The organism is Streptomyces sp. JLBG701 (genome assembly GCF_058544905.1).
Window position 1 is genome coordinate 6611413 of record NZ_CM178588.1, and the last position, 20271, is coordinate 6631683.

Below are 20271 nucleotides of genomic sequence, written 5' to 3' on the forward strand. Positions count from 1 at the left end.
GGCGGCAGGTCACGCCGCCGCGTCCACGATCTCCTTCGTGGTCACCACGCGCGCGAAGCCGCCCCCGTGCAGGCTCACCGCACTCGCCTGAGCGATCTCCTCGGCACTCCGCCGCCAGCCGAACGGCCCCTCCAGGTCGAAGGTGTACGTCGCGTCGTACGCGAAAAGCACGTCGTACCCGAGATTCCCGCCCATCCGAGCCGTCGTCTCGGCGCACATGTTCGTCTGGATTCCGGCCACCACGATCTGGGAGATCCCGGCTGCCCGCAGCCAGTCGCCCAGATCCGGCGTCCCGAGAAACGCCGAGTTCACCGTCTTGGTCACCAGCAGCTCGGCACCGCCTCCCTTCCCCCTCCGCTGTTCCACGTACTCCTTGAACCCGTTGCCCTCATACCCCGGCCGCAACGGCGACCCCGGCTGCGACGAGTCGTGCCGTACGAACACGACCGGCCGCTCGGTCGCCTGCCATACGTCGATCAGCGACCCGATGTTGTCGTCCGCCGCCGGATTGTTCCGCGGCCCCCAGAAGCCGAGCTCCTCGAAGCCCTTCTGCACGTCCACGACCACCAACGCTGCGTTCTCTGCGATGTCCATGACCTCGATCGTGCCGCCCCGGCCCGGCCGCTCCCAGCACTACCGAAGTCATCGATCGATGGTTTACTGCCAGACGTGGACAGTGCGTACCGCGTGGCCCTCGTCGCCTTCCCCGGCATCCGTGCCTTCGACGTCTCCGTCATCACCGAGGTCTGGGGCAACGACCGCACCGACCGCGGCGCCCCCGCCTTCGACCTGCGCCGAGTCGCCGTCGACACCACCACACCGATCCCGATGCGCGGCGGCCTCACCCTCCTTCCCGACCGCACCCTCACCTGGCTGTCCCGCGCCGACCTCATCGTGATCCCCGGCCTCGACGACCACCTCACACCCGCACCCACCCCCGTCCTCGACGCCCTACATCGCGCCCACACCCGCGGCACCACCATCGCCGCCCTCTGCGGCGGCGCCTTCACCCTCGCCCAGGCCGGCCTCCTCGACGGACGCCGCGCGATCACCCACTGGAGCCTCGTCGACCTCCTCCGCACCCATCACCCCCACGTCACCGTCGTCCCCGACGCCCTGTTCATCGAGGACGACAACATCTGGACCGCTGCCGGCACAGCCGCCGGCATCGACCTCTGCCTCCACCTGGTACGCACCGCCCACGGAGCCGAGTCCGCCGCCACCATCGCCCGCTCCATGGTCACGGCCCCCTTCCGCACCGGAACCCAGGCACAGTTCATCGAGCACGCCACCCCACGTGCGGACCGCGACGCCGACACCCTCGCCGCCGTACGCGAACACGCTCTGCGCCACCTCCACGAACCACTCACCGTCGCCGATCTGGCCGCCCACGCCGGCATGTCCGCGCGCTCCTTCGCCCGCCACTTCACCGCGGAGACCGGCACGACCCCGCTCCGCTGGCTCCTCGACCAGCGCATCGCCGCCGCACAGAAGCTCCTGGAACGCACCGACCTCCCTATGCCCGAGGTCGCCCGCCGCGCAGGCTTCGGCAGCGAGGTCACCATGCGCCAGCACTTCGCATCGCGCCTCGCCACCAGCCCACGCGCCTACCGCACCGCGTTCACCACGACACCGGCACCGCGAGCGGCGGTATCCGATCCGGTCGACGGCAGCAGCCCGATCGCGCGATAGGCGGTATCCACGGTCGGCCGCGCCATCGCCCGAGCCCGCTCCGCACCATCCCGAAGCACCCCCTCCACATAGCCAGGATCCGCGCACAACGCCTTGTGCCTTTCCTGTACGGGCCTGAGGAGCTCGACCACGGCCTCTGCGGTGTCCCTCTTCAAAGATCCGTACGACTCATATACACCGCTCAGATCCGATGGGTTCCCATCCGTGCACGCCGCGAGGATCTCCAGCAGATTCGCCACCCCGGGCCGCCCCTCCCGGTCGTACACGACGTCCTGCCCGCTGTCGGTCACCGCCCGCATGACCTTCTTCCGCACCACACCCGGCTCATCCAGCAAATAGACGATCCCGGGCCCGGCGTCATCGCTCTTCCCCATCTTCGACCTGGGCTCCTGAAGGTTCATGACCCGCGCGCCCACCTTCGGATGCGTGGCCCGAGGCACCACAAACGTGTGCCCGTACCGCTGGTTGAACCGCATCGCCAGATCCCGGGTCAGTTCCACATGCTGGGTCTGGTCGTCACCGACAGGCACCTCATCGGTCCCGTAGGCCAGAATGTCCGCCGCCATCAGCACGGGATACGTCAACAGCGACAGCCGCACACTCCCGCCCCGCGCCCGCTCCCGCTCGGCCTTCTCCTTGTACTGGATCATCCGCCGCATCTCGCCGTCGCCGGCCACGCACTCCAGCACGTACGACAGCCGCGCGTGCTCGTCCACATGACTCTGTACGAACACGGTGCACAGCTCCGGATCCAGCCCGGCCGCCAGCAACAGCGTCGCCGCCTGCCGACTGAGTCGCCGCACCCGCGCCGGATCATGGTCCACGGTCAGGGCATGCAGATCGACGATGCAGAACAGGGAGTCGGCCTGGTGCTGGTCCACGGCCGCCCACTGCCGCATGGCCCCCAGGTAGTTCCCCAGCGTCAGGTGCCCGGTCGGCTTGATCCCACTGAAGACCCGCGTCATCTCTTTCTCCACTCTCCTGGTCAGGACCGCCACACCGGCCGGCCGACCCCCTGGAGAGAGAAACAAGAACGGCCGCCGAAGCGGCGGCCGTTGAGTACATACGTGTGTACGGCCGCCGTCAGGCGGCCCACCACTGATGGGTGCACGTACGCGAAGTCATGTGGACCAGGTTACGCCTCCAGGGGGCCGTCCGGAGCGGAGTTGACACGCCTCTACCCGGTCCGTACTGTTCTCCGAGTTGTCCGACGTGAGCGCCGACCCCGGTCGGTCCCCGGACAGCCATTCCGCAAGTACCAGCCAACACTCGACGACCAGTCGGTCATTCGATCTGTCGTCGTGTCATTGCCGTGCGTATTCGCGAAATGAGGAATCCGCGTTCGAAAGGACGCAGCCCCCGATTAGCTCGGGAGCGAGGAATCCGCTAAAGTCTCACTCGTCGGAACGGCCCAACGGCCGGGAAGTCAAGCCCCGCTGACTGGGAATCAGGCCCGAAAGGATCTGATAGAGTCGGAAACGCAAGACCGAAGGGAAGCGCCCGGAGGAAAGCCACGAGAGATTCTCTCGGGTGAGTACAAAGGAAGCGTCCGTTCCTTGAGAACTCAACAGCGTGCCAAAAATCAACGCCAGATATGTTGATGCCCCGTCCATCGGATTCTTCCGGTGGCGAGGTTCCTTTGAAGAAAACACAGCGAGGACGCTGTGAACGGCCGGGCTTATTCCGCCTGGCTGTTCCGCTCTCGTGATGTGTGCACCGGATTACCGGTAAACATTCACGGAGAGTTTGATCCTGGCTCAGGACGAACGCTGGCGGCGTGCTTAACACATGCAAGTCGAACGATGAACCGCTTCGGTGGGGATTAGTGGCGAACGGGTGAGTAACACGTGGGCAATCTGCCCTGCACTCTGGGACAAGCCCTGGAAACGGGGTCTAATACCGGATAACACCGTCTCGGGCATCTGGGATGGTTGAAAGCTCCGGCGGTGCAGGATGAGCCCGCGGCCTATCAGCTTGTTGGTGAGGTAGTGGCTCACCAAGGCGACGACGGGTAGCCGGCCTGAGAGGGCGACCGGCCACACTGGGACTGAGACACGGCCCAGACTCCTACGGGAGGCAGCAGTGGGGAATATTGCACAATGGGCGAAAGCCTGATGCAGCGACGCCGCGTGAGGGATGACGGCCTTCGGGTTGTAAACCTCTTTCAGCAGGGAAGAAGCGCAAGTGACGGTACCTGCAGAAGAAGCGCCGGCTAACTACGTGCCAGCAGCCGCGGTAATACGTAGGGCGCAAGCGTTGTCCGGAATTATTGGGCGTAAAGAGCTCGTAGGCGGTCTGTCGCGTCGGATGTGAAAGCCCGGGGCTTAACCCCGGGTCTGCATTCGATACGGGCAGACTAGAGTGTGGTAGGGGAGATCGGAATTCCTGGTGTAGCGGTGAAATGCGCAGATATCAGGAGGAACACCGGTGGCGAAGGCGGATCTCTGGGCCATTACTGACGCTGAGGAGCGAAAGCGTGGGGAGCGAACAGGATTAGATACCCTGGTAGTCCACGCCGTAAACGGTGGGAACTAGGTGTTGGCGACATTCCACGTCGTCGGTGCCGCAGCTAACGCATTAAGTTCCCCGCCTGGGGAGTACGGCCGCAAGGCTAAAACTCAAAGGAATTGACGGGGGCCCGCACAAGCAGCGGAGCATGTGGCTTAATTCGACGCAACGCGAAGAACCTTACCAAGGCTTGACATACACCGGAAAGCATCAGAGATGGTGCCCCCCTTGTGGTCGGTGTACAGGTGGTGCATGGCTGTCGTCAGCTCGTGTCGTGAGATGTTGGGTTAAGTCCCGCAACGAGCGCAACCCTTGTTCTGTGTTGCCAGCATGCCCTTCGGGGTGATGGGGACTCACAGGAGACCGCCGGGGTCAACTCGGAGGAAGGTGGGGACGACGTCAAGTCATCATGCCCCTTATGTCTTGGGCTGCACACGTGCTACAATGGCAGGTACAATGAGCTGCGATGCCGTGAGGCGGAGCGAATCTCAAAAAGCCTGTCTCAGTTCGGATTGGGGTCTGCAACTCGACCCCATGAAGTCGGAGTTGCTAGTAATCGCAGATCAGCATTGCTGCGGTGAATACGTTCCCGGGCCTTGTACACACCGCCCGTCACGTCACGAAAGTCGGTAACACCCGAAGCCGGTGGCCCAACCCCCTTGCGGGGAGGGAGCTGTCGAAGGTGGGACTGGCGATTGGGACGAAGTCGTAACAAGGTAGCCGTACCGGAAGGTGCGGCTGGATCACCTCCTTTCTAAGGAGCACTTCTCACCGACTCCGGTTGGTCAGAGGCCAGTACATCGGCGTACGTCCGATGCTGGTTGCTCATGGGTGGAACGTTGATTATTCGGCACCGTCAGTCATCTCGGGCTGTGAGTACTGTCCTTCGGGGCGTGGAAAGCTGATCACGAGTGGCGGGGGTGTCGGGCACGCTGTTGGGTGTCTGAGGGTACGGCCGATGAGGCTGCCTTCAGTGCCGGCCCCAGTGAACTCGCCGAGTAGGGCGGGGTGATGGGTGGTTGGTCGTTGTTTGAGAACTGCACAGTGGACGCGAGCATCTGTGGCCAAGTTTTTAAGGGCGCACGGTGGATGCCTTGGCACCAGGAACCGATGAAGGACGTGGGAGGCCACGATAGTCCCCGGGGAGTCGTCAACCAGGCTTTGATCCGGGGGTTTCCGAATGGGGAAACCCGGCAGTCGTCATGGGCTGTCACCCATACCTGAACACATAGGGTATGTGGAGGGAACGCGGGGAAGTGAAACATCTCAGTACCCGCAGGAAGAGAAAACAACCGTGATTCCGGGAGTAGTGGCGAGCGAAACCGGATGAGGCCAAACCGTATACGTGTGAGACCCGGCAGGGGTTGCGTGTGCGGGGTTGTGGGATCTCTCTTTCACAGTCTGCCGGCTGTGAGACGAGTCAGAAACCGTTGATGTAGGCGAAGGACATGCGAAAGGTCCGGCGTAGAGGGTAAGACCCCCGTAGTCGAAACGTCAGCGGCTCGTTTGAGAGACACCCAAGTAGCACGGGGCCCGAGAAATCCCGTGTGAATCTGGCGGGACCACCCGTTAAGCCTAAATATTCCCTGGTGACCGATAGCGGATAGTACCGTGAGGGAATGGTGAAAAGTACCGCGGGAGCGGAGTGAAATAGTACCTGAAACCGTGTGCCTACAAGCCGTGGGAGCGTCGGGATGGAGCTTGCTCCATCCTCGTGACTGCGTGCCTTTTGAAGAATGAGCCTGCGAGTTTGCGGTGTGTTGCGAGGTTAACCCGTGTGGGGAAGCCGTAGCGAAAGCGAGTCCGAACAGGGCGGTACAGTAGCGCGCTCAAGACCCGAAGCGGAGTGATCTAGCCATGGGCAGGTTGAAGCGGAGGTAAGACTTCGTGGAGGACCGAACCCACCAGGGTTGAAAACCTGGGGGATGACCTGTGGTTAGGGGTGAAAGGCCAATCAAACTCCGTGATAGCTGGTTCTCCCCGAAATGCATTTAGGTGCAGCGTCGTGTGTTTCTTGCCGGAGGTAGAGCACTGGATAGGCGATGGGCCCTACCGGGTTACTGACCTTAGCCAAACTCCGAATGCCGGTAAGTGAGAGCGCGGCAGTGAGACTGTGGGGGATAAGCTCCATGGTCGAGAGGGAAACAGCCCAGAGCATCGACTAAGGCCCCTAAGCGTACGCTAAGTGGGAAAGGATGTGGAGTCGCAGAGACAACCAGGAGGTTGGCTTAGAAGCAGCCACCCTTGAAAGAGTGCGTAATAGCTCACTGGTCTAGTGATTCCGCGCCGACAATGTAGCGGGGCTCAAGCGTACCGCCGAAGTCGTGTCATTCCAGCAATACGCCCAACGGCGGCTGGGATGGGTAGGGGAGCGTCGTGTGCCGGGTGAAGCCGCAGCGGAAGCTAGTGGTGGACGGTTCACGAGTGAGAATGCAGGCATGAGTAGCGATACACACGTGGGAAACGTGTGCGCCGATTGACTAAGGGTTCCTGGGTCAAGCTGATCTGCCCAGGGTAAGTCGGGACCTAAGGCGAGGCCGACAGGCGTAGTCGATGGATAACCGGTTGATATTCCGGTACCCGCTGTGAAGCGTCAAACATCGAGCCCATTAATGCTAAGGCCGTGAAGCCGCCCTGATCTCTTCGGAGTTGAGGGGAGTGGTGGAGCCGCCGGCCCAAGGTGGTAGTAGGTGAGTGATGGGGTGACGCAGGAAGGTAGTCCAGCCCGGGCGGTGGTTGTCCCGGGGTAAGGGTGTAGCCCGAGTGGTAGGCAAATCCGCCACTCGTATAAGGGTGAGACCTGATGCCGAGCCGATTGTGGTGAAGTGGATGATCCTATGCTGTCGAGAAAAGCCTCTAGCGAGTTTCATGGCGGCCCGTACCCTAAACCGACTCAGGTGGTCAGGTAGAGAATACCGAGGCGTTCGGGTGAACTATGGTTAAGGAACTCGGCAAAATGCCCCCGTAACTTCGGGAGAAGGGGGGCCATCACTGGTGAGGGGACTTGCTCTCCGAGCTGGGGGTGGCCGCAGAGACCAGCGAGAAGCGACTGTTTACTAAAAACACAGGTCCGTGCGAAGCCGTAAGGCGATGTATACGGACTGACGCCTGCCCGGTGCTGGAACGTTAAGGGGACCGGTTAGTCAAGATTCGTCTTGGCGAAGCTGAGAACTTAAGCGCCAGTAAACGGCGGTGGTAACTATAACCATCCTAAGGTAGCGAAATTCCTTGTCGGGTAAGTTCCGACCTGCACGAATGGCGTAACGACTTCTCGACTGTCTCAACCATAGGCCCGGTGAAATTGCACTACGAGTAAAGATGCTCGTTTCGCGCAGCAGGACGGAAAGACCCCGGGACCTTTACTACAGTTTGATATTGGTGTTCGGTTCGGCTTGTGTAGGATAGCTGGGAGACTTTGAGCTCTGGACGCCAGTTCAGGGGGAGTCGTCGTTGAAATACCAGTCTGGTCGTGCTGGATGTCTAACCTGGGTCCGTGATCCGGATCAGGGACAGTGTCTGATGGGTAGTTTAACTGGGGCGGTTGCCTCCTAAAGAGTAACGGAGGCGCCCAAAGGTTCCCTCAGCCTGGTTGGCAATCAGGTGTTGAGTGTAAGTGCACAAGGGAGCTTGACTGTGAGACCGACGGGTCGAGCAGGGACGAAAGTCGGGACTAGTGATCCGGCGGTGGCTTGTGGAAGCGCCGTCGCTCAACGGATAAAAGGTACCCCGGGGATAACAGGCTGATCTTCCCCAAGAGTCCATATCGACGGGATGGTTTGGCACCTCGATGTCGGCTCGTCGCATCCTGGGGCTGGAGTCGGTCCCAAGGGTTGGGCTGTTCGCCCATTAAAGCGGTACGCGAGCTGGGTTTAGAACGTCGTGAGACAGTTCGGTCCCTATCCGCTGCGCGCGCAGGAATATTGAGAAGGGCTGTCCCTAGTACGAGAGGACCGGGACGGACGAACCTCTGGTGTGCCAGTTGTTCTGCCAAGGGCATGGCTGGTTGGCTACGTTCGGGAGGGATAACCGCTGAAAGCATCTAAGCGGGAAGCCTGCTTCGAGATGAGTATTCCCACCCCCATGAGGGGTTAAGGCTCCCAGTAGACGACTGGGTTGATAGGCCAGATCTGGAAGCCCGGTAACGGGTGGAGGTGACTGGTACTAATAGGCCGAGGGCTTGTCCTCAGTTGCTCGCGTCCACTGTGTTGGTTCTGAAACCACGAACAACCCCGTTGTCACGGTCACGGCAGCGGTGCGGTTGTCTGTTTCATAGTGTTTCGGTGGTCATAGCGTGAGGGAAACGCCCGGTTACATTCCGAACCCGGAAGCTAAGCCTTACAGCGCCGATGGTACTGCAGGGGGGACCCTGTGGGAGAGTAGGACACCGCCGAACAAATATTGCGAAAGGCCCACACCTTTATGGTGTGGGCCTTTTTGCGTTTAGGCTCTTGGTCATGCGCTATGACCTCGTGATTTTCGACAATGACGGTGTCCTCGTCGACAGTGAGCCGATCTCCAACAAGCTCCTGGCGGCCTATCTCACCGAGCTCGGGTATCCGACCTCGTACGAGGACTCCCTTCGCGACTACATGGGCGCCGCCATGCACCGCGTGCACGATCTGGTCGAGGAGCGGACCGGGGAGCGGTTGCCGGGGGACTTCGATGACGTATTTCATGCGCGGGTTTTTGCTGCCTTTGAGCGCGAGCTTGAGCCGGTGGACGGGGCTGTCGGGGTGCTGGAGAAGCTTGTGGCGGACGGGGTGCCCTACTGTGTGGCGTCTTCCGGGAGTCATGAGCGGATTCGGGTGGGGCATCGGACGACCGGGCTGGATCGGTGGTTCGAGGAGGGGCGGATCTTCAGTTCGGAGGATGTGGGGCGGGGGAAGCCGGCGCCGGATCTGTTCCTGTACGCCGCCGAGCGGATGGGCGTACCGCCGGAGAAGTGTGCGGTCGTCGAGGACAGTCCGCTCGGGGTGCAGGCTGCCGTGGCGGCGGGGATGGATGTCTATGGGTTCACTGCCATGACACCTGCGGCCAGGCTCGCTGATGCCACTCAACTCTTCTCCGACATGGGGGAGTTGGCGGACCTGCTCGTCTGACATTTGTCATGCCGAGCTCCGGACGATCGTTTCTACTGGCGGGTGGGGGGCTGCCGCGACGCTTGGTGCATGACGACGACGAAGACGAACGCACGTAAGAACCTCATGCCGCTGGTTGTCGATGTGGCGGTGCCGGTCGGGTCGTATTACCTGTTCAAGGACGGGTTCGGGATGAGCACGCTCCTGGCGCTCGGGCTCAGTAGCGTCGCGCCGGCCGTGCGGACCGGGTGGGGGCTGGTCAGGGAGCGGACGCTCAATGGGCTGGCCGCGCTCATCCTCTTTGTGAACCTCGCCGGCGTGCTGCTCAGCTTTGTCGCCGGGGATCCGCGGCTGATGCTTGCCAAGGACAGTGCGGTCAGCAGTGTCATCGGGGTTGGGGTGTTGGTGTCCGTGGTGGTCGGGAAGCCGATGATGACGGCTGGGATGAAGCCGTGGCTCGTGAAGGGGGACGCGGCGCGGGAGGCCGCGTGGGGGCGGTTGCAGGGTGGGTCCGCGGAGTTTCGGAGGGCCGAGCGCGTCTTCTCCGTGGTGTGGGGTGTGGTGCTGCTCGGGGAGTGTGTGGTGCGGGTTGTCGGCGCTTACACGCTGCCCGTGGAGACCATGGTGTGGCTCGGGTCCGTGATTCTGGCCGTCGCGATGGGGCTCGCGTTTGTCGTGAGTGGGGCTCTTGCCGCCGCGCCTGTGGCGCACATGATCGCCGCTGAGCTGGCCTCTTGCGACTCCCGAGCGTCGTCCGCAGAGCCGGCGGCCGTCGTCGCCGGGTAAAGCTGAGGGAAATTCATCTTTGGCTGGATCTACCCACCAGTACGTTGGGGCCCTACGCTCGCCGCCATGACAGATGTGCTGCGGCGCGGTAGGGCCTCGCTGGCGTTCGGCTTCTTCGCACAGGGTGTGGCTTTCGCGCTGCTCGTGACGCGTATCCCCGCCATCCAGGACCGGTACGGCGTCTCCGACGCGTTGCTGCCCGTCTTCCTCGCCGCCGTGCCGATCCTCGCCGGCGTCGGGAGCGTCTCGACCGAGCAGTTGGTGAAGCGAATACCGCCCAGCCGGGTGCTGCGCTGGTCCCAGCCCGTCGTGCTCCTGGCGCTGCTCGGGGTGGGGCTCGGGGATCGGACGGCCGAGCTGGGAGTCGCGCTCGGTGCCTTCGGGCTGGCCGTCGGTGCGCTCGACGCCTCGATGAACATGCTCGGGGTCAGTCTGCAGCGGACGTATGGGCGAAGCATCATGCTCAGCTTCCATGCCGTGTTCAGCCTGGGTGGGATCGTGGGGGCCTCGCTCGCCTGGGTGGGGGCGCACTGGCATCTCGCGTTGTGGGTGTCGTATCTGCCGGTTGTGGCGGTGCTGCTGCCGCTCGCTCTGGTCGGGAGTCGGTGGTACGTCGACGGGGGTGCCGCTGAGAGCGATGGCGCCGGCAAGGATGGCGTCGAGGGTGGGCCCGTCGTCTTCAAGTTGTTGTTGCCGCTGTGCCTGGTGATGACCTTCGCCTATATCGGCGATTCGACCGTTTCCAACTGGAGCGCCAAGTATTTGCAGGACGTGCTCGGGAGTTCTGAGCAGCTGGCCACCGTTCCGTACAACGTCTACATGGTCACCACGCTGCTCGGGCGGGCCATCGGGGACTTCGGGGTGCGGCGGTTCGGGGCCGTGGCGGTTGTGCGGGTGGGGGCCGTTGTGGCGGCGGGCGGGTTCGGTGTGGTGGCGGTGGCGCCGGGGGCCTGGGTCGGGATGCTCGGGTTCACCTTGCTGGGGCTGGGGTTGTGTGTGCTGGTGCCGCAGACCTTCGCAGCGGCCGGGCGGTTGTTCCCCGGGGCTTCTGATACGGCCATTGCGCGGCTGAATATCTTCAACTATGTCGGGTTTCTGATCGGTTCGCCGTTGGTGGGGGCGTTGGGGGACGCGTGGAGCTATCGCGGGGCCATGGTCGTGCCGATGGTGTTGGTGCTGGTGACGTTGGTGTACGCCAGGTCGTTCGCCGCTCAACCGGACCGATACGGTGACGGGCATGAGCGGCCGCGCACAGCTGATGTGGGACGAGGCAGTAACGGGCTATGACTTCGGTCCGGACCATCCGATGGATCCGGTTCGGCTCGCCCTGACGCGACGACTGGTGGAGGCTTTTGGGCTCGACCGTGACGTTGACGTCGTGGCGGCCAAGCCTGCCGGGGAGTCGACCTTGCGGCTCGTTCATCGGGAGGACTACGTCGAGGCCGTAAAGGCCGCCTCGTTGGATCCCGGGGCGGCTGACTCGGCGTACGGGCTGGGGACGTTGGACGATCCTGCCTTCGCCGGGATGCATGAGGTGTCGGCGCTCATCGCCGGGCAGTCCGTGGGGGCGGCGGAGGCGGTGTGGCACGGGGATGTGCTGCATGCGGTGAACTTCGCGGGTGGGTTGCATCATGCGATGCCGGGGGGCGCGTCCGGGTTCTGTATCTACAACGATGCCTCGCTGGCCATTGCGCGGTTGCTGGAGCTTGGGGCCGAGCGGGTCGCGTATGTGGATGTCGATGTGCATCACGGGGACGGGGTGCAGGCGGCGTTCTGGGAGGATCCTCGGGTTCTGACGATCTCCTTGCATGAGCATCCTCGTACGTTGTTTCCGCAGACCGGGTGGCCGGAGGAGACCGGGGCGGAGGGGGACGCGGCGGGGTCGGCTGTGAATGTCGCTCTGCCTGCGGGGACCGGGGATGCGGGGTGGGTGCGGGCGTTTCATGCCGTCGTGCCTGAGCTGATCGCGGACTTTCGGCCTGATGTGCTGGTTACTCAGCATGGGGCCGATACGCATTTCGAGGATCCGTTGGCGCATCTTGCCGTTTCGTTGGATGCGCAGCGGGCTGTGCAGGTGGCGTGTCATGAGTTGGCGCATGAGTACGCCGGGGGGAAGTGGGTCGCGTTGGGTGGGGGTGGGTACGCGGTGGTGGATGTGGTGCCGCGGTCCTGGACTCATCTGGTGGGGATTGCCGCGGGGCGGGAGATTGCTCCGGAGGCGGTGATTCCGGAGGGGTGGCGGGCGGAAGTGTTCGCTCGTACGCGGCAGTTGGCGCCGGTGCGGATGACTGATGGGCGGTGGCCTGTTTCCTGGGCCGCGTGGGATGCGGGGTACGACCCTGCGGATCGGCTGGATCAGGCGGTGCTGGCGGCTCGGCGGGCTGTGTTTCCGTTGCGGGGGTTGTTGGCGTAGGGGTTTCCTCGCCCCCGCCGCCCCTACCCGTCCCATCACCAGGGGCTGTAGCCCCTTCGACCCCGCCCCCAGGGGGCTCTGCCCCCTGGACCCCCGCTCCTCAAACGCCGGAGGGGCTGGATTTTTGCCGGCCAGAGCTGAGAGGCGCAGGCCTCTGCGGGTGGGCGGGGGATTGGGATGGCTTCCCTCGTCGTCACGCGTCGGACGGGCTGGAAGGCATGCGGGCCGGCGCTGAGAGGCGCAGGTCGCTGCAGGTGGGTGGGCTGCGGGACATGAGGGTCAGTCCCCGGGCCTGTGCTGCGAGGCTGCAGATCAGTTACTCCAACCGTGCCTAGTTTCTCCCGTTCCCGGCGCGGGGGTCTGTACCGTCCGTCAGCATCGCTTTCGTGTTGAGCATCGGCGCGCTGCGCGCTCATCTCCTGGCTGCCCGGCTTGCTGGGGTGGTGGCTACCTCTCGGGAAGAGAGTCTGCGGAGTTATCGGTTGTTCGCGGCTCGGGATCCTCGGGTGTTGATCGGGCTGGATCCTGAGTGGAGTTGGCAGCAGCGGGATTTGATCGCGTTGATGGCCGACAAATGTGGGGTTTCGGCCGATCCTCAGTGTGTCTCCGGCCATGATGTGATCGATCCTGAGCGGACTTTGGCCGCCCTTGACGCCTTCGCCGAGAGGCTCGCTTTCGTCGCTCGGAGTGGTGGATCTGTGTTGATCGGGACTGGGCATCCGCATCGGCTGCTCGGGTTCTACGCCGCTCTGGCGGACGCATTGTCGGCGGCGGGGTGTACCGTCCTCACCCCTGCGCATGGTCGCTGTGTCGACATAACGACCCGGTTCGGTCTACGCACGTACAACCTTGACTACGTACAAGGAGTCGCGCTCGTCCGGGATCCCGCCGCTTCCCGCCCCGGTTGTGCGACCGGCGCACACACGCACTCGCCGCTCCCGGTTCGTACCGTGCTGGCCGCGGCCGCCGAGGCCGGCGGGCCGCTTCCCGAGTTGGTCATCGGGGATCACGGGTGGGTCTGCGGGGCAGGTCAGCTGGGGTTTGAGGCCATTGGTCTGGCCGATACGGACGACCCCGCCCTCTTCGTCGGCGAGGCCGAGGGGCGGGTGTCCGTCGTCGTTCCACTTGATGACGCTGTGCGGTCTGATTACTACCGGCCGCTTACCCGCTACGTACTCAATCGAGCGTGTCTGTCACAGTAGGCCGCCGATGGGTGCACCTCTTCCCCACTCGCATCACCCGCCCCTACATTGGGGAGTGAGCACGCAACGACGAAGAGTCACCGGAAGGGGAAGCCGGTGGCCGTCGAGTGCGGAAGGTTCAGGTGTGTCATGGCTGCAGCTGGCGAGAGGCCTCTGAACGAGGTTCAGTTCCTTACCGTGGCGGAGGTCGCCTCGGTGATGCGAGTGTCGAAGATGACCGTGTACCGACTGGTGCACAGTGGTCATCTGCCCGCTATCCGGGTGGGGCGGTCCTTCCGCGTCCCCGAGCAAGCGGTACACGAGTACCTCCGCGAGAGTTATGTGGGGGTGGAGACAGCCTGAGGGCTATATCCGGGACCACCCGGAGCACCTCGATTACAACCTCAGCGCTCGGACGGGTAGGCTGGCCCCTTGTAGGTCGTATGGGCCCATGGCGCCCAACGCCGAGTGATGAGAAGTGAGCGAGGGTAGTCGTGGGCTCTGTTATCAAGAAGCGGCGCAAGCGGATGGCTAAGAAGAAGCACCGCAAGCTGCTGAAGCGCACGCGCGTGCAGCGTCGCAACAAGAAGTAGGCGACGCGACACAGCGAGAGCGTCTTCCTGTGGCCCCTCACCGCATTTGGTGGGGGGCCACAGTTATGTTCGGGTCATGTGAGGCGCGCGTACGCGTGCCCCGCAGGTGGCTGGGTCTGGTCGTACGACCACGGGGACTCGTGACTTCGTGCATCAGGCGGTCATCACACAGCAACACCGACCCGCTAAGTTGGCCGCACACGGGTAACTGGAAGAAAGGCGCTGATCTTGGGGAAGGTCGTGCTCGTGACCGGAGTGGCCCGTCAGCTGGGGGGCCGGTTCGTACGACGGATCCAGCGTGACCCACAGGTCGACCGGGTGGTCGCCGTGGACGCGATCCCGCCCGAGCATCATCTGGGCGGAGCCGACTTCATCCAGGCGGACATCCGGCAGCCCACCATCGCGCGTGTGCTCGCGGAGACGGCCGCCGACACGGTCGTCCACCTGGATGTGACGGGGACCGCGCTGGGCAGCGGCAGCCGGACCACGGTGAAAGAGACCAACGTCATCGGGACCATGCAGCTGCTCGGCGCCTGCCAGAAGTCGCCGACCGTGAAGCGGCTCGTGGTGAAGTCCAGTACGAACGTGTACGGGTCCGCGCCGCGTGATCCCGCCGTCTTCACCGAGACGACGCCGCCCAAGTCCCTGCCCAGCGGCGGCTTCGCCAAGGACACGGTTGAGGTTGAGGGGTATGTGCGGGGGTTCGCCCGGCGGCGGCCTGACGTTGCCGTCTGTGTGCTGCGGTTCGCCAATATTCTTGGGCCGACCGCCGATTCGCCGCTCGCTTCATATTTCTCGCTGCCCGTCCTGCCTACCGTTTTCGGGTACGACCCCCGGCTCCAGTTCGTCCACGAGGACGACGTGATCGACGTACTGCGGATCGCCTCGCACGAGCCGGAGCGGGGCACGCTCAACAGCGGCACGTTCAACATCGCCGGCGACGGCGTCCTGCTGCTCTCCCAGTGTTCGCGGAGGCTCGGGCGACCCACCGTGCCGTTGCTGCTGCCCGCGGTCACCTGGGCGGGCTCGGCGGTGCGTACGCTGGGCATGACGGACTTCTCGCCCGAGCAGATCCGGCTGTTGACGCACGGCCGGGTCGTGGCGACGGTCCAGATGCGCGAGACGCTGGGATTCAAGCCGAAGTACACGACCGCGGAGACCTTCGCGGACTTCGCGCGCAGCCGAGGGCCCGGACTCCTGCCCCCTGAGGCCCTTGCGGGGGCCGTCGACCGGATCGCCGCGCTGCCCTACCTGGGCGGCGGCCACCCCCCGACGCAGAGCGCCAACTGAGGAGCGCATCAACGATGGCGGATGCCAAGGTCATTCCGTTCGATGACGACCGGTCCCGTGGGAGCGCCGTACAGCGGCCGCCGCGGCGCCGGAGCGCGGGGAGCCGGCGCAAGGGCGAACCCGTGGTGGTACGTGAGGTCCAGCCCCTGCCCAGCAGGGCACTCGCGCAGGATGATGTTCCTGTGACGCGTGAGGAACAGCCGGTCGAGGGGCCGGAGGACGACGGCGGCCTGGAGCGGCGTATCGCCGGCGGCCTGGCCTTTCTGCGGCGCCGTCTCACCGGTGACTACGAGATCGACGACTTCGGGTACGACGAGGAGCTCACCGACCAGGTTCTGATGCCGGCGCTGCGCCCGATGTACGAGAAGTACTTCCGGGTCGAGGTGAAGGGCATTGAGAACATCCCGGCGGAGGGCGGCGCCCTGATCGTCGCCAACCACTCCGGGACGCTTCCGTTGGACGGCGTGATGATGCAGATCGCCGTCCACGACAACCACCCCGCGAGCCGCCACCTGCGCCTGCTGGCGGCGGACCTGGTGTTCATGCTGCCTGTCGTCAACGAGCTGGCCCGCAAGGCCGGCCACACCCTCGCCTGCGCCGAGGACGCCGAACGGCTGCTGGGGCGCGGTGAGCTGGTCGGTGTGATGCCGGAGGGTTTCAAGGGCATCGGCAAGCCGTTCAGTGAGCGCTACAAGCTTCAGCGGTTCGGCCGTGGCGGGTTCGTCTCCACGGCTCTGCGGCAGGGCACGCCGATCATTCCGTGCTCGATCGTCGGGGCCGAGGAGATCTATCCGATGATCGGCAACTCCAAGACCCTTGCCCGGCTGCTCGGGTTCCCGTACTTCCCGATCACGCCGACTTTCCCTTGGCTTGGGCCGCTTGGTGCGGTTCCGTTGCCCACGAAGTGGACGATCCAGTTCGGGGAGCCGATCCCGACGGATGGGTATCCGCCGGAGGCGGCCGAGGATCCGATGCTGATGTTCAACCTGACTGATCAGGTGCGGGAACAGATTCAGCACACGCTGTACAAGTTGCTTGTACAGCGGCGGTCGGTGTTTTTCTAGGCGCTTCGCCGTCGGGTGGGTGCTGCGCCGTCGTGGCTGGTCGCGCAGTTCCCCGCGCCCCTTAGGGCGTCAGGGGCGCCCCTCGTTGGAGGGGCGCCCCTGAGCCTTAACCCGCGTCCTCGCTGTCGATGCCCAAGCCCGGGAGCAGGCCTGGGAGTAGCGGCGGGATCGTGACGTCCGGGTCCGTTGTCGACGGGCTGGTGGACGGGGATGCCGTGCCGGTGGACTTGGGTGGGTCCAGGAGGCCGCCTGTGTTGCCGCCCAGGAGGCCCTCGCCGTCCGTGCTGGAGCCCGTCGAACCGCTGGGGGTGCTGGAGCCGCTGCCGGTCGAGGAGCCGCTGCCGGTGCTGGGGGCCGTCGAGCGGTTGGAGTCGGATGTCGAGCCCGTCGACGCCGAGCCGGAACCCTGGCCTTGGCCCGCGCCGCCGCCCTGGGGTGGGGGCACCGGCAGCAGGGACTGGAGCGGGGCGACCTCTTCGTCTATGGCGTCGAACACCGACGACACCTGGTCGCTCACGTCCCCGAGCTGGACGGGCAGCCGCTCGCGCAGTGCGCCCCAGACCTCGCGGTGGGACTGCGAGAAGGCGGAGAGGGCCTGGATGGGGCCGAGGGAGTCCGGGTCGCGCTCGTACGCCTCGTGGAGGAGGCGGTGGCCCTCGGCCGCGTCGTAGTGCATGCCGGACAGGGCGCGACGGATCTCGCCCAGGGACTCATGGTCGAGCTGTCCGCCGCGGTCGCGCTCCAGTAGCCGGCGGGCTTCGCTGAGGCGGGTGGAGGCCTGGTCGAGATAGCCCTCCCCGCGCTCGCTGTCCCCGTCGGACAGATAGTTGAGCCGGAAGTCCTCGATGCCGCGCTTGAGGCCGTAGAGCGAGTCACCGGGCAGTGCGTCCGAGCTGGCGGCGGCGACTCCGCCGAAGGCGCTCGCCGCGACACCGACGCTGAGCCCGCCCGCGGCGAGGCCCTTCGTCAGCCGGGAACGGGGTCGCAGTTTGCCCAGCGGGCTCGCCCGGTGGGAGCCTCGCGCCCGGTGTGAGCGCTGCTCGGGTACCGAAGGGTCGCTCGCCTCGCCGCCCGGAACAGTGCCGTCCCGGAGCATGGCCTCCATCGCGGCCACCAGCTGGGCGCGATGGACGACCTTGACCTCCGGGTCGAGCTCTGGCTTGGGCAGCTCGCCGAGACCGGAGGCGAGGGCCAACAGACGGCCCCGCTCGGTCTGTTCCGCAGCAGCCGGGGCCGGTGCCGGTCCTTCGGACTGCTCGGCCGCCGGGCCCCGGTCGGACAGCTCCTCCAGGGCCTGGGCGAAGGCGTTCGCCCGCCGGTGCGCCGATACGTTCGCGATCACTGGCGGCACCTCCTCTCGTCATGACGGTCGACTCCCCAGGGGGTCCTGAGGGTTGCACACCCTGACCACATGCACACGATCGAGTGATCGAAGACGGCCAGGGTGTGACCACAGGGAGCCTGTATCCCGCACAACGAGCGGCTCGGCACTTGGGTTACGGACGACGGATGATCGGACCGGGAAGTCAACGGACTTTCACTGTCGGTGAGTTGACCATCGCCGAGGGTGTCCGTCAGCGGGCGTCTTCGGGCAGGAGCCGGGCCAGGGTGCGTACGGCCCGGTACTGCAGGGTCTTGATGGCGCCCTCGTTCTTGCCCATGACCCGGGCGGTCTCGGCGACGGAGAGGCCCTGGAGGAAGCGGAGTGTCACGCACTCCTGCTGCTGGGGGTTGAGCCGCTTCACGGCGTCGAGGAGGGCGGCGTTGGAGAGGGACTCCAGGACGGAGTCCTCGGGGGAGCGCTCGACCTCGTTGGCGTCGAGCATCTCGCCGGTCGTGATCTCCAGGCGGAACCGGCTGGACTTGAAGTGGTCGGCGACCAGGTTGCGGGCGATGGTCACCAGCCAGGCGCCGAAGTCGCGGCCCTGCCAGGTGAAGGTGCCGATGCGGCGCAGTGCCCGCAGGAACGTCTCGCTGGTGAGGTCCTCGGCGGTCGCCTTCCCTCCCACGCGGTAGTAGATGTACCGGTACACGGTGTCGCTGTACTGGTCGTAGAGGCGGCCGAAGGCGTCGGCCTCGCCGGCCTGGGCACGTTCGACGAGGTCCATCATCCGGGCGCTGTCGCTGTCCGCGGCCGGTCGGCGCGCGGTGGTGGCGGCAGTTCCGGGCGCGCGCCCTCGTCTGCCGACCGCGGCGCTGCCGTCGGCCAGTGCGTAGCAAGGACCGAGCGGTGCGGCGGTGGCGAATGCGGGGCCGGCGTACGCGGTGGGGACGAAGCCGCGCAACAGGTCGAGGACCGTTGCGCGCAGCGTAGCCAGGCCCGAGGCGTCAACCCCGACGTGTGGGTACACGGGACTCCCAGAGGCAGAGCTTCCATCACGTGCAGTACCGGAACGTTCACCCGTCGTAGCGACGGACGGGCACCGGATTGCGTCTGAGGAGAATAACGCTTCGTGCAGGCCCTGCTACACCCAGTTGCTCAAATCATCGATTACGTCGCTTCTGTAACCTATTGACGCGCAATCAAGTACCGCAGAGTGACCGGTTGTTGATCGAAGAAGGTCACGTTCCGTCTGGGTGCGGGGCGTGTTGTGAGTGTGTGCGGACAACAGGACTGGCCGGGGCCCTGCGCGGGTACGACCAGTGGATTGGCGTGTTGAGCCCCGTTATCGCCGACGTCGGTGCAGCGCGATCGCCGCCGCCGTGCCGCCTGCCACCGCGCCGACGCCGGCCGCCGCAGGGATGCCGACCTTCGCCGCCTTGCGGCCCGTGCGGTAGTCGCGCAGCCGCCAGTCCAGGTTCCGGGCGTGCTTGCGGAGCTTGGTGTCCGGGTTGATGGCGTAGGGGTGGCCGACCAGCGACAGCATCGGGATGTCGTTGTGCGAGTCGCTGTAGGCCGCGCAGCGGGTCAGGTCCAGGCCCTCCGCCGCCGCCAGCGCGCGGACCGCCTCCGCCTTCGCGGGGCCGTGCAGGGGCTCGCCGACCAACTGGCCCGTGTACACGCCGTCGACCGATTCGGACACGGTGCCCAGCGCGCCCGTGAAACCGAGCCGCCGTGCGATCACCGTGGCGATCTCGACGGGGGCAGCGGTGACGAGCCACACCTTCTGGCCGGCGTCGAGGTGGGCCTGGGCGAGTGCGCGGGTGCCGGGCCAGATGCGGTCGGCCAGGTACTCGTCGTAGATCTCCTCGCCGATCGTCATCAGCTCGGCCACGCGGTGGCCCTTGACGATGGAGAGCGCCGAGTCGCGCGCGTCCTGCATGTGCTCGGGGTCCTCGACCCCGGCAAGCCTGAACCACGCCTGCTGCCAGGCGAACTTGGCGAGGTCGCGGGTCTCGAAGAACTTCCGCTTGTACAGGCCCCGGCCGAAGTGGAAGAGGGCGGCGCCCTGCATCACCGTGTTGTCCAGGTCGAAGAACGCGGCGGCCTTGTCGTCGCCGAGGACCGGGAACTGCGGTTCCTGGTCGGTGACATCAGCGCCGGCGTCCGCCGAGACATCGTGAGCCTCCTGCGCTTCCTGCAGTTCCTGCGAGGTCTTGCGGGCTGCCTCCGCCGAGGCCTCGCCTGCCAACACGCTCCGCGCAGTGGCGGAGCGCCTACGGGGAGTGAGCCATCCGAGAGCGGCCATGTCGTGAGCATAGCCAGTCTGTTCGGTGGTTCCGGAG

General features: G+C 65.2%; 15 protein-coding genes and 3 rRNA genes. 13 read left to right on the forward strand and 5 right to left on the reverse strand.

Going from position 1 to position 20271, the window contains the following annotated elements; translation table 11 throughout:
* Positions 1 to 9: 9 nt before the first annotated feature.
* On the reverse strand, positions 10 to 594 hold the full coding sequence (locus AC5DRG_RS30605) for a cysteine hydrolase family protein (RefSeq protein ID WP_491802691.1): 585 nt from the start codon (positions 592 to 594) through the stop codon (positions 10 to 12).
* 75 nt (positions 595 to 669) lie between these two features.
* Between AC5DRG_RS30605 and AC5DRG_RS30610 the strand changes: the two genes are divergently transcribed.
* Positions 670 to 1692: a GlxA family transcriptional regulator gene (locus AC5DRG_RS30610; RefSeq protein WP_491802692.1), complete on the forward strand. Its 1023-nt coding sequence runs from the start codon at positions 670 to 672 to the stop codon at positions 1690 to 1692.
* Here the strand turns inward: AC5DRG_RS30610 and trpS are convergent.
* Complete coding sequence (trpS, locus tag AC5DRG_RS30615) at positions 1608 to 2657, reverse strand: tryptophan--tRNA ligase (protein WP_491802693.1); 1050 nt, start codon at positions 2655 to 2657, stop codon at positions 1608 to 1610. The two genes, AC5DRG_RS30610 and trpS, sit on opposite strands and share 85 nt — an antisense overlap.
* 769 nt (positions 2658 to 3426) lie before the next feature.
* Between trpS and AC5DRG_RS30620 the strand changes: the two genes are divergently transcribed.
* The 12 genes from AC5DRG_RS30620 to AC5DRG_RS30675 all read left to right on the forward strand — a co-directional run bounded on the left by AC5DRG_RS30620 (position 3427) and on the right by AC5DRG_RS30675 (position 16605).
* Positions 3427 to 4954: ribosomal RNA gene (locus tag AC5DRG_RS30620) — 16S ribosomal RNA — on the forward strand.
* 308 nt (positions 4955 to 5262) lie between these two features.
* Positions 5263 to 8385 (forward strand): 23S ribosomal RNA (locus AC5DRG_RS30625).
* A gap of 91 nt (positions 8386 to 8476) precedes the next feature.
* Positions 8477 to 8593, forward strand: a 5S ribosomal RNA gene (rrf, locus tag AC5DRG_RS30630).
* The 16S, 23S and 5S rRNA genes sit together here, the layout of an rRNA operon.
* Before the next feature lie 61 nt (positions 8594 to 8654).
* The gene (locus AC5DRG_RS30635; RefSeq protein WP_491802694.1) at positions 8655 to 9299 is read left to right on the forward strand and encodes an HAD family hydrolase; all 645 of its coding nucleotides are present in this window, start codon (positions 8655 to 8657) and stop codon (positions 9297 to 9299) included.
* Positions 9300 to 9368: 69 nt separating this feature from the next.
* The gene (locus AC5DRG_RS30640) at positions 9369 to 10064 is read left to right on the forward strand and encodes a VC0807 family protein (RefSeq protein ID WP_491802695.1); all 696 of its coding nucleotides are present in this window, start codon (positions 9369 to 9371) and stop codon (positions 10062 to 10064) included.
* 66 nt (positions 10065 to 10130) lie between these two features.
* Positions 10131 to 11351: an MFS transporter gene (locus tag AC5DRG_RS30645; RefSeq protein ID WP_491802696.1), complete on the forward strand. Its 1221-nt coding sequence runs from the start codon at positions 10131 to 10133 to the stop codon at positions 11349 to 11351.
* Positions 11302 to 12477: an acetoin utilization protein AcuC gene (locus AC5DRG_RS30650; RefSeq protein ID WP_491802697.1), complete on the forward strand. Its 1176-nt coding sequence runs from the start codon at positions 11302 to 11304 to the stop codon at positions 12475 to 12477. The genes AC5DRG_RS30645 and AC5DRG_RS30650 overlap by 50 nt, the downstream gene beginning before the upstream one ends.
* A 386-nt stretch (positions 12478 to 12863) precedes the next feature.
* Positions 12864 to 13679, forward strand: a complete 816-nt coding sequence (locus AC5DRG_RS30655; RefSeq protein ID WP_491802698.1) for a phosphatase — start codon at positions 12864 to 12866, stop codon at positions 13677 to 13679.
* Positions 13680 to 13808: 129 nt separating this feature from the next.
* Positions 13809 to 14021 (forward strand): helix-turn-helix domain-containing protein, encoded by a 213-nt coding sequence (locus AC5DRG_RS30660; RefSeq protein WP_004984898.1) that lies wholly within the window; start codon positions 13809 to 13811, stop codon positions 14019 to 14021.
* A 131-nt stretch (positions 14022 to 14152) separates the two neighbouring features.
* Positions 14153 to 14251 (forward strand): 30S ribosomal protein bS22, encoded by a 99-nt coding sequence (locus AC5DRG_RS30665; protein WP_003948845.1) that lies wholly within the window; start codon positions 14153 to 14155, stop codon positions 14249 to 14251.
* A 228-nt stretch (positions 14252 to 14479) separates the two neighbouring features.
* On the forward strand, positions 14480 to 15541 hold the full coding sequence (locus AC5DRG_RS30670) for an NAD-dependent epimerase/dehydratase family protein (protein ID WP_491802699.1): 1062 nt from the start codon (positions 14480 to 14482) through the stop codon (positions 15539 to 15541).
* A gap of 14 nt (positions 15542 to 15555) precedes the next feature.
* Positions 15556 to 16605 (forward strand): lysophospholipid acyltransferase family protein, encoded by a 1050-nt coding sequence (locus AC5DRG_RS30675; protein ID WP_491802700.1) that lies wholly within the window; start codon positions 15556 to 15558, stop codon positions 16603 to 16605.
* Between the two features lie 106 nt (positions 16606 to 16711).
* Here the strand turns inward: AC5DRG_RS30675 and AC5DRG_RS30680 are convergent, their stop codons facing one another.
* The 3 genes from AC5DRG_RS30680 to AC5DRG_RS30690 form a co-directional block, all read right to left on the reverse strand.
* Positions 16712 to 17947 (reverse strand): DUF5667 domain-containing protein, encoded by a 1236-nt coding sequence (locus AC5DRG_RS30680; RefSeq protein WP_491802702.1) that lies wholly within the window; start codon positions 17945 to 17947, stop codon positions 16712 to 16714.
* 232 nt (positions 17948 to 18179) lie between these two features.
* Positions 18180 to 18956, reverse strand: a complete 777-nt coding sequence (locus AC5DRG_RS30685) for an ECF subfamily RNA polymerase sigma factor, BldN family (RefSeq protein ID WP_491802703.1) — start codon at positions 18954 to 18956, stop codon at positions 18180 to 18182.
* 315 nt (positions 18957 to 19271) lie between these two features.
* Positions 19272 to 20234, reverse strand: coding sequence for an HAD family hydrolase (locus tag AC5DRG_RS30690; RefSeq protein ID WP_491802704.1), 963 nt, complete (start codon positions 20232 to 20234; stop codon positions 19272 to 19274).
* Positions 20235 to 20271: the final 37 nt, after the last annotated feature.

Excerpts from the sequence above, each read along its gene's own strand:
- AC5DRG_RS30605 (WP_491802691.1), bottom strand. The coding sequence starts at position 594 with ATGGACATCGCAGAGAACGCAGCGTTGGTGGTCGTGGACGTGCAGAAG.
- trpS (WP_491802693.1), bottom strand. The coding sequence starts at position 2,657 with ATGACGCGGGTCTTCAGTGGGATCAAGCCGACCGGGCACCTGACGCTG.
- AC5DRG_RS30635 (WP_491802694.1), top strand. The coding sequence starts at position 8,655 with ATGCGCTATGACCTCGTGATTTTCGACAATGACGGTGTCCTCGTCGAC.
- AC5DRG_RS30640 (WP_491802695.1), top strand. The coding sequence starts at position 9,369 with ATGACGACGACGAAGACGAACGCACGTAAGAACCTCATGCCGCTGGTT.
- AC5DRG_RS30645 (WP_491802696.1), top strand. The coding sequence starts at position 10,131 with ATGACAGATGTGCTGCGGCGCGGTAGGGCCTCGCTGGCGTTCGGCTTC.
- AC5DRG_RS30650 (WP_491802697.1), top strand. The coding sequence starts at position 11,302 with ATGAGCGGCCGCGCACAGCTGATGTGGGACGAGGCAGTAACGGGCTAT.
- AC5DRG_RS30660 (WP_004984898.1), top strand. The coding sequence starts at position 13,809 with ATGGCTGCAGCTGGCGAGAGGCCTCTGAACGAGGTTCAGTTCCTTACC.
- AC5DRG_RS30675 (WP_491802700.1), top strand. The coding sequence starts at position 15,556 with ATGGCGGATGCCAAGGTCATTCCGTTCGATGACGACCGGTCCCGTGGG.
- AC5DRG_RS30690 (WP_491802704.1), bottom strand. The coding sequence starts at position 20,234 with ATGGCCGCTCTCGGATGGCTCACTCCCCGTAGGCGCTCCGCCACTGCG.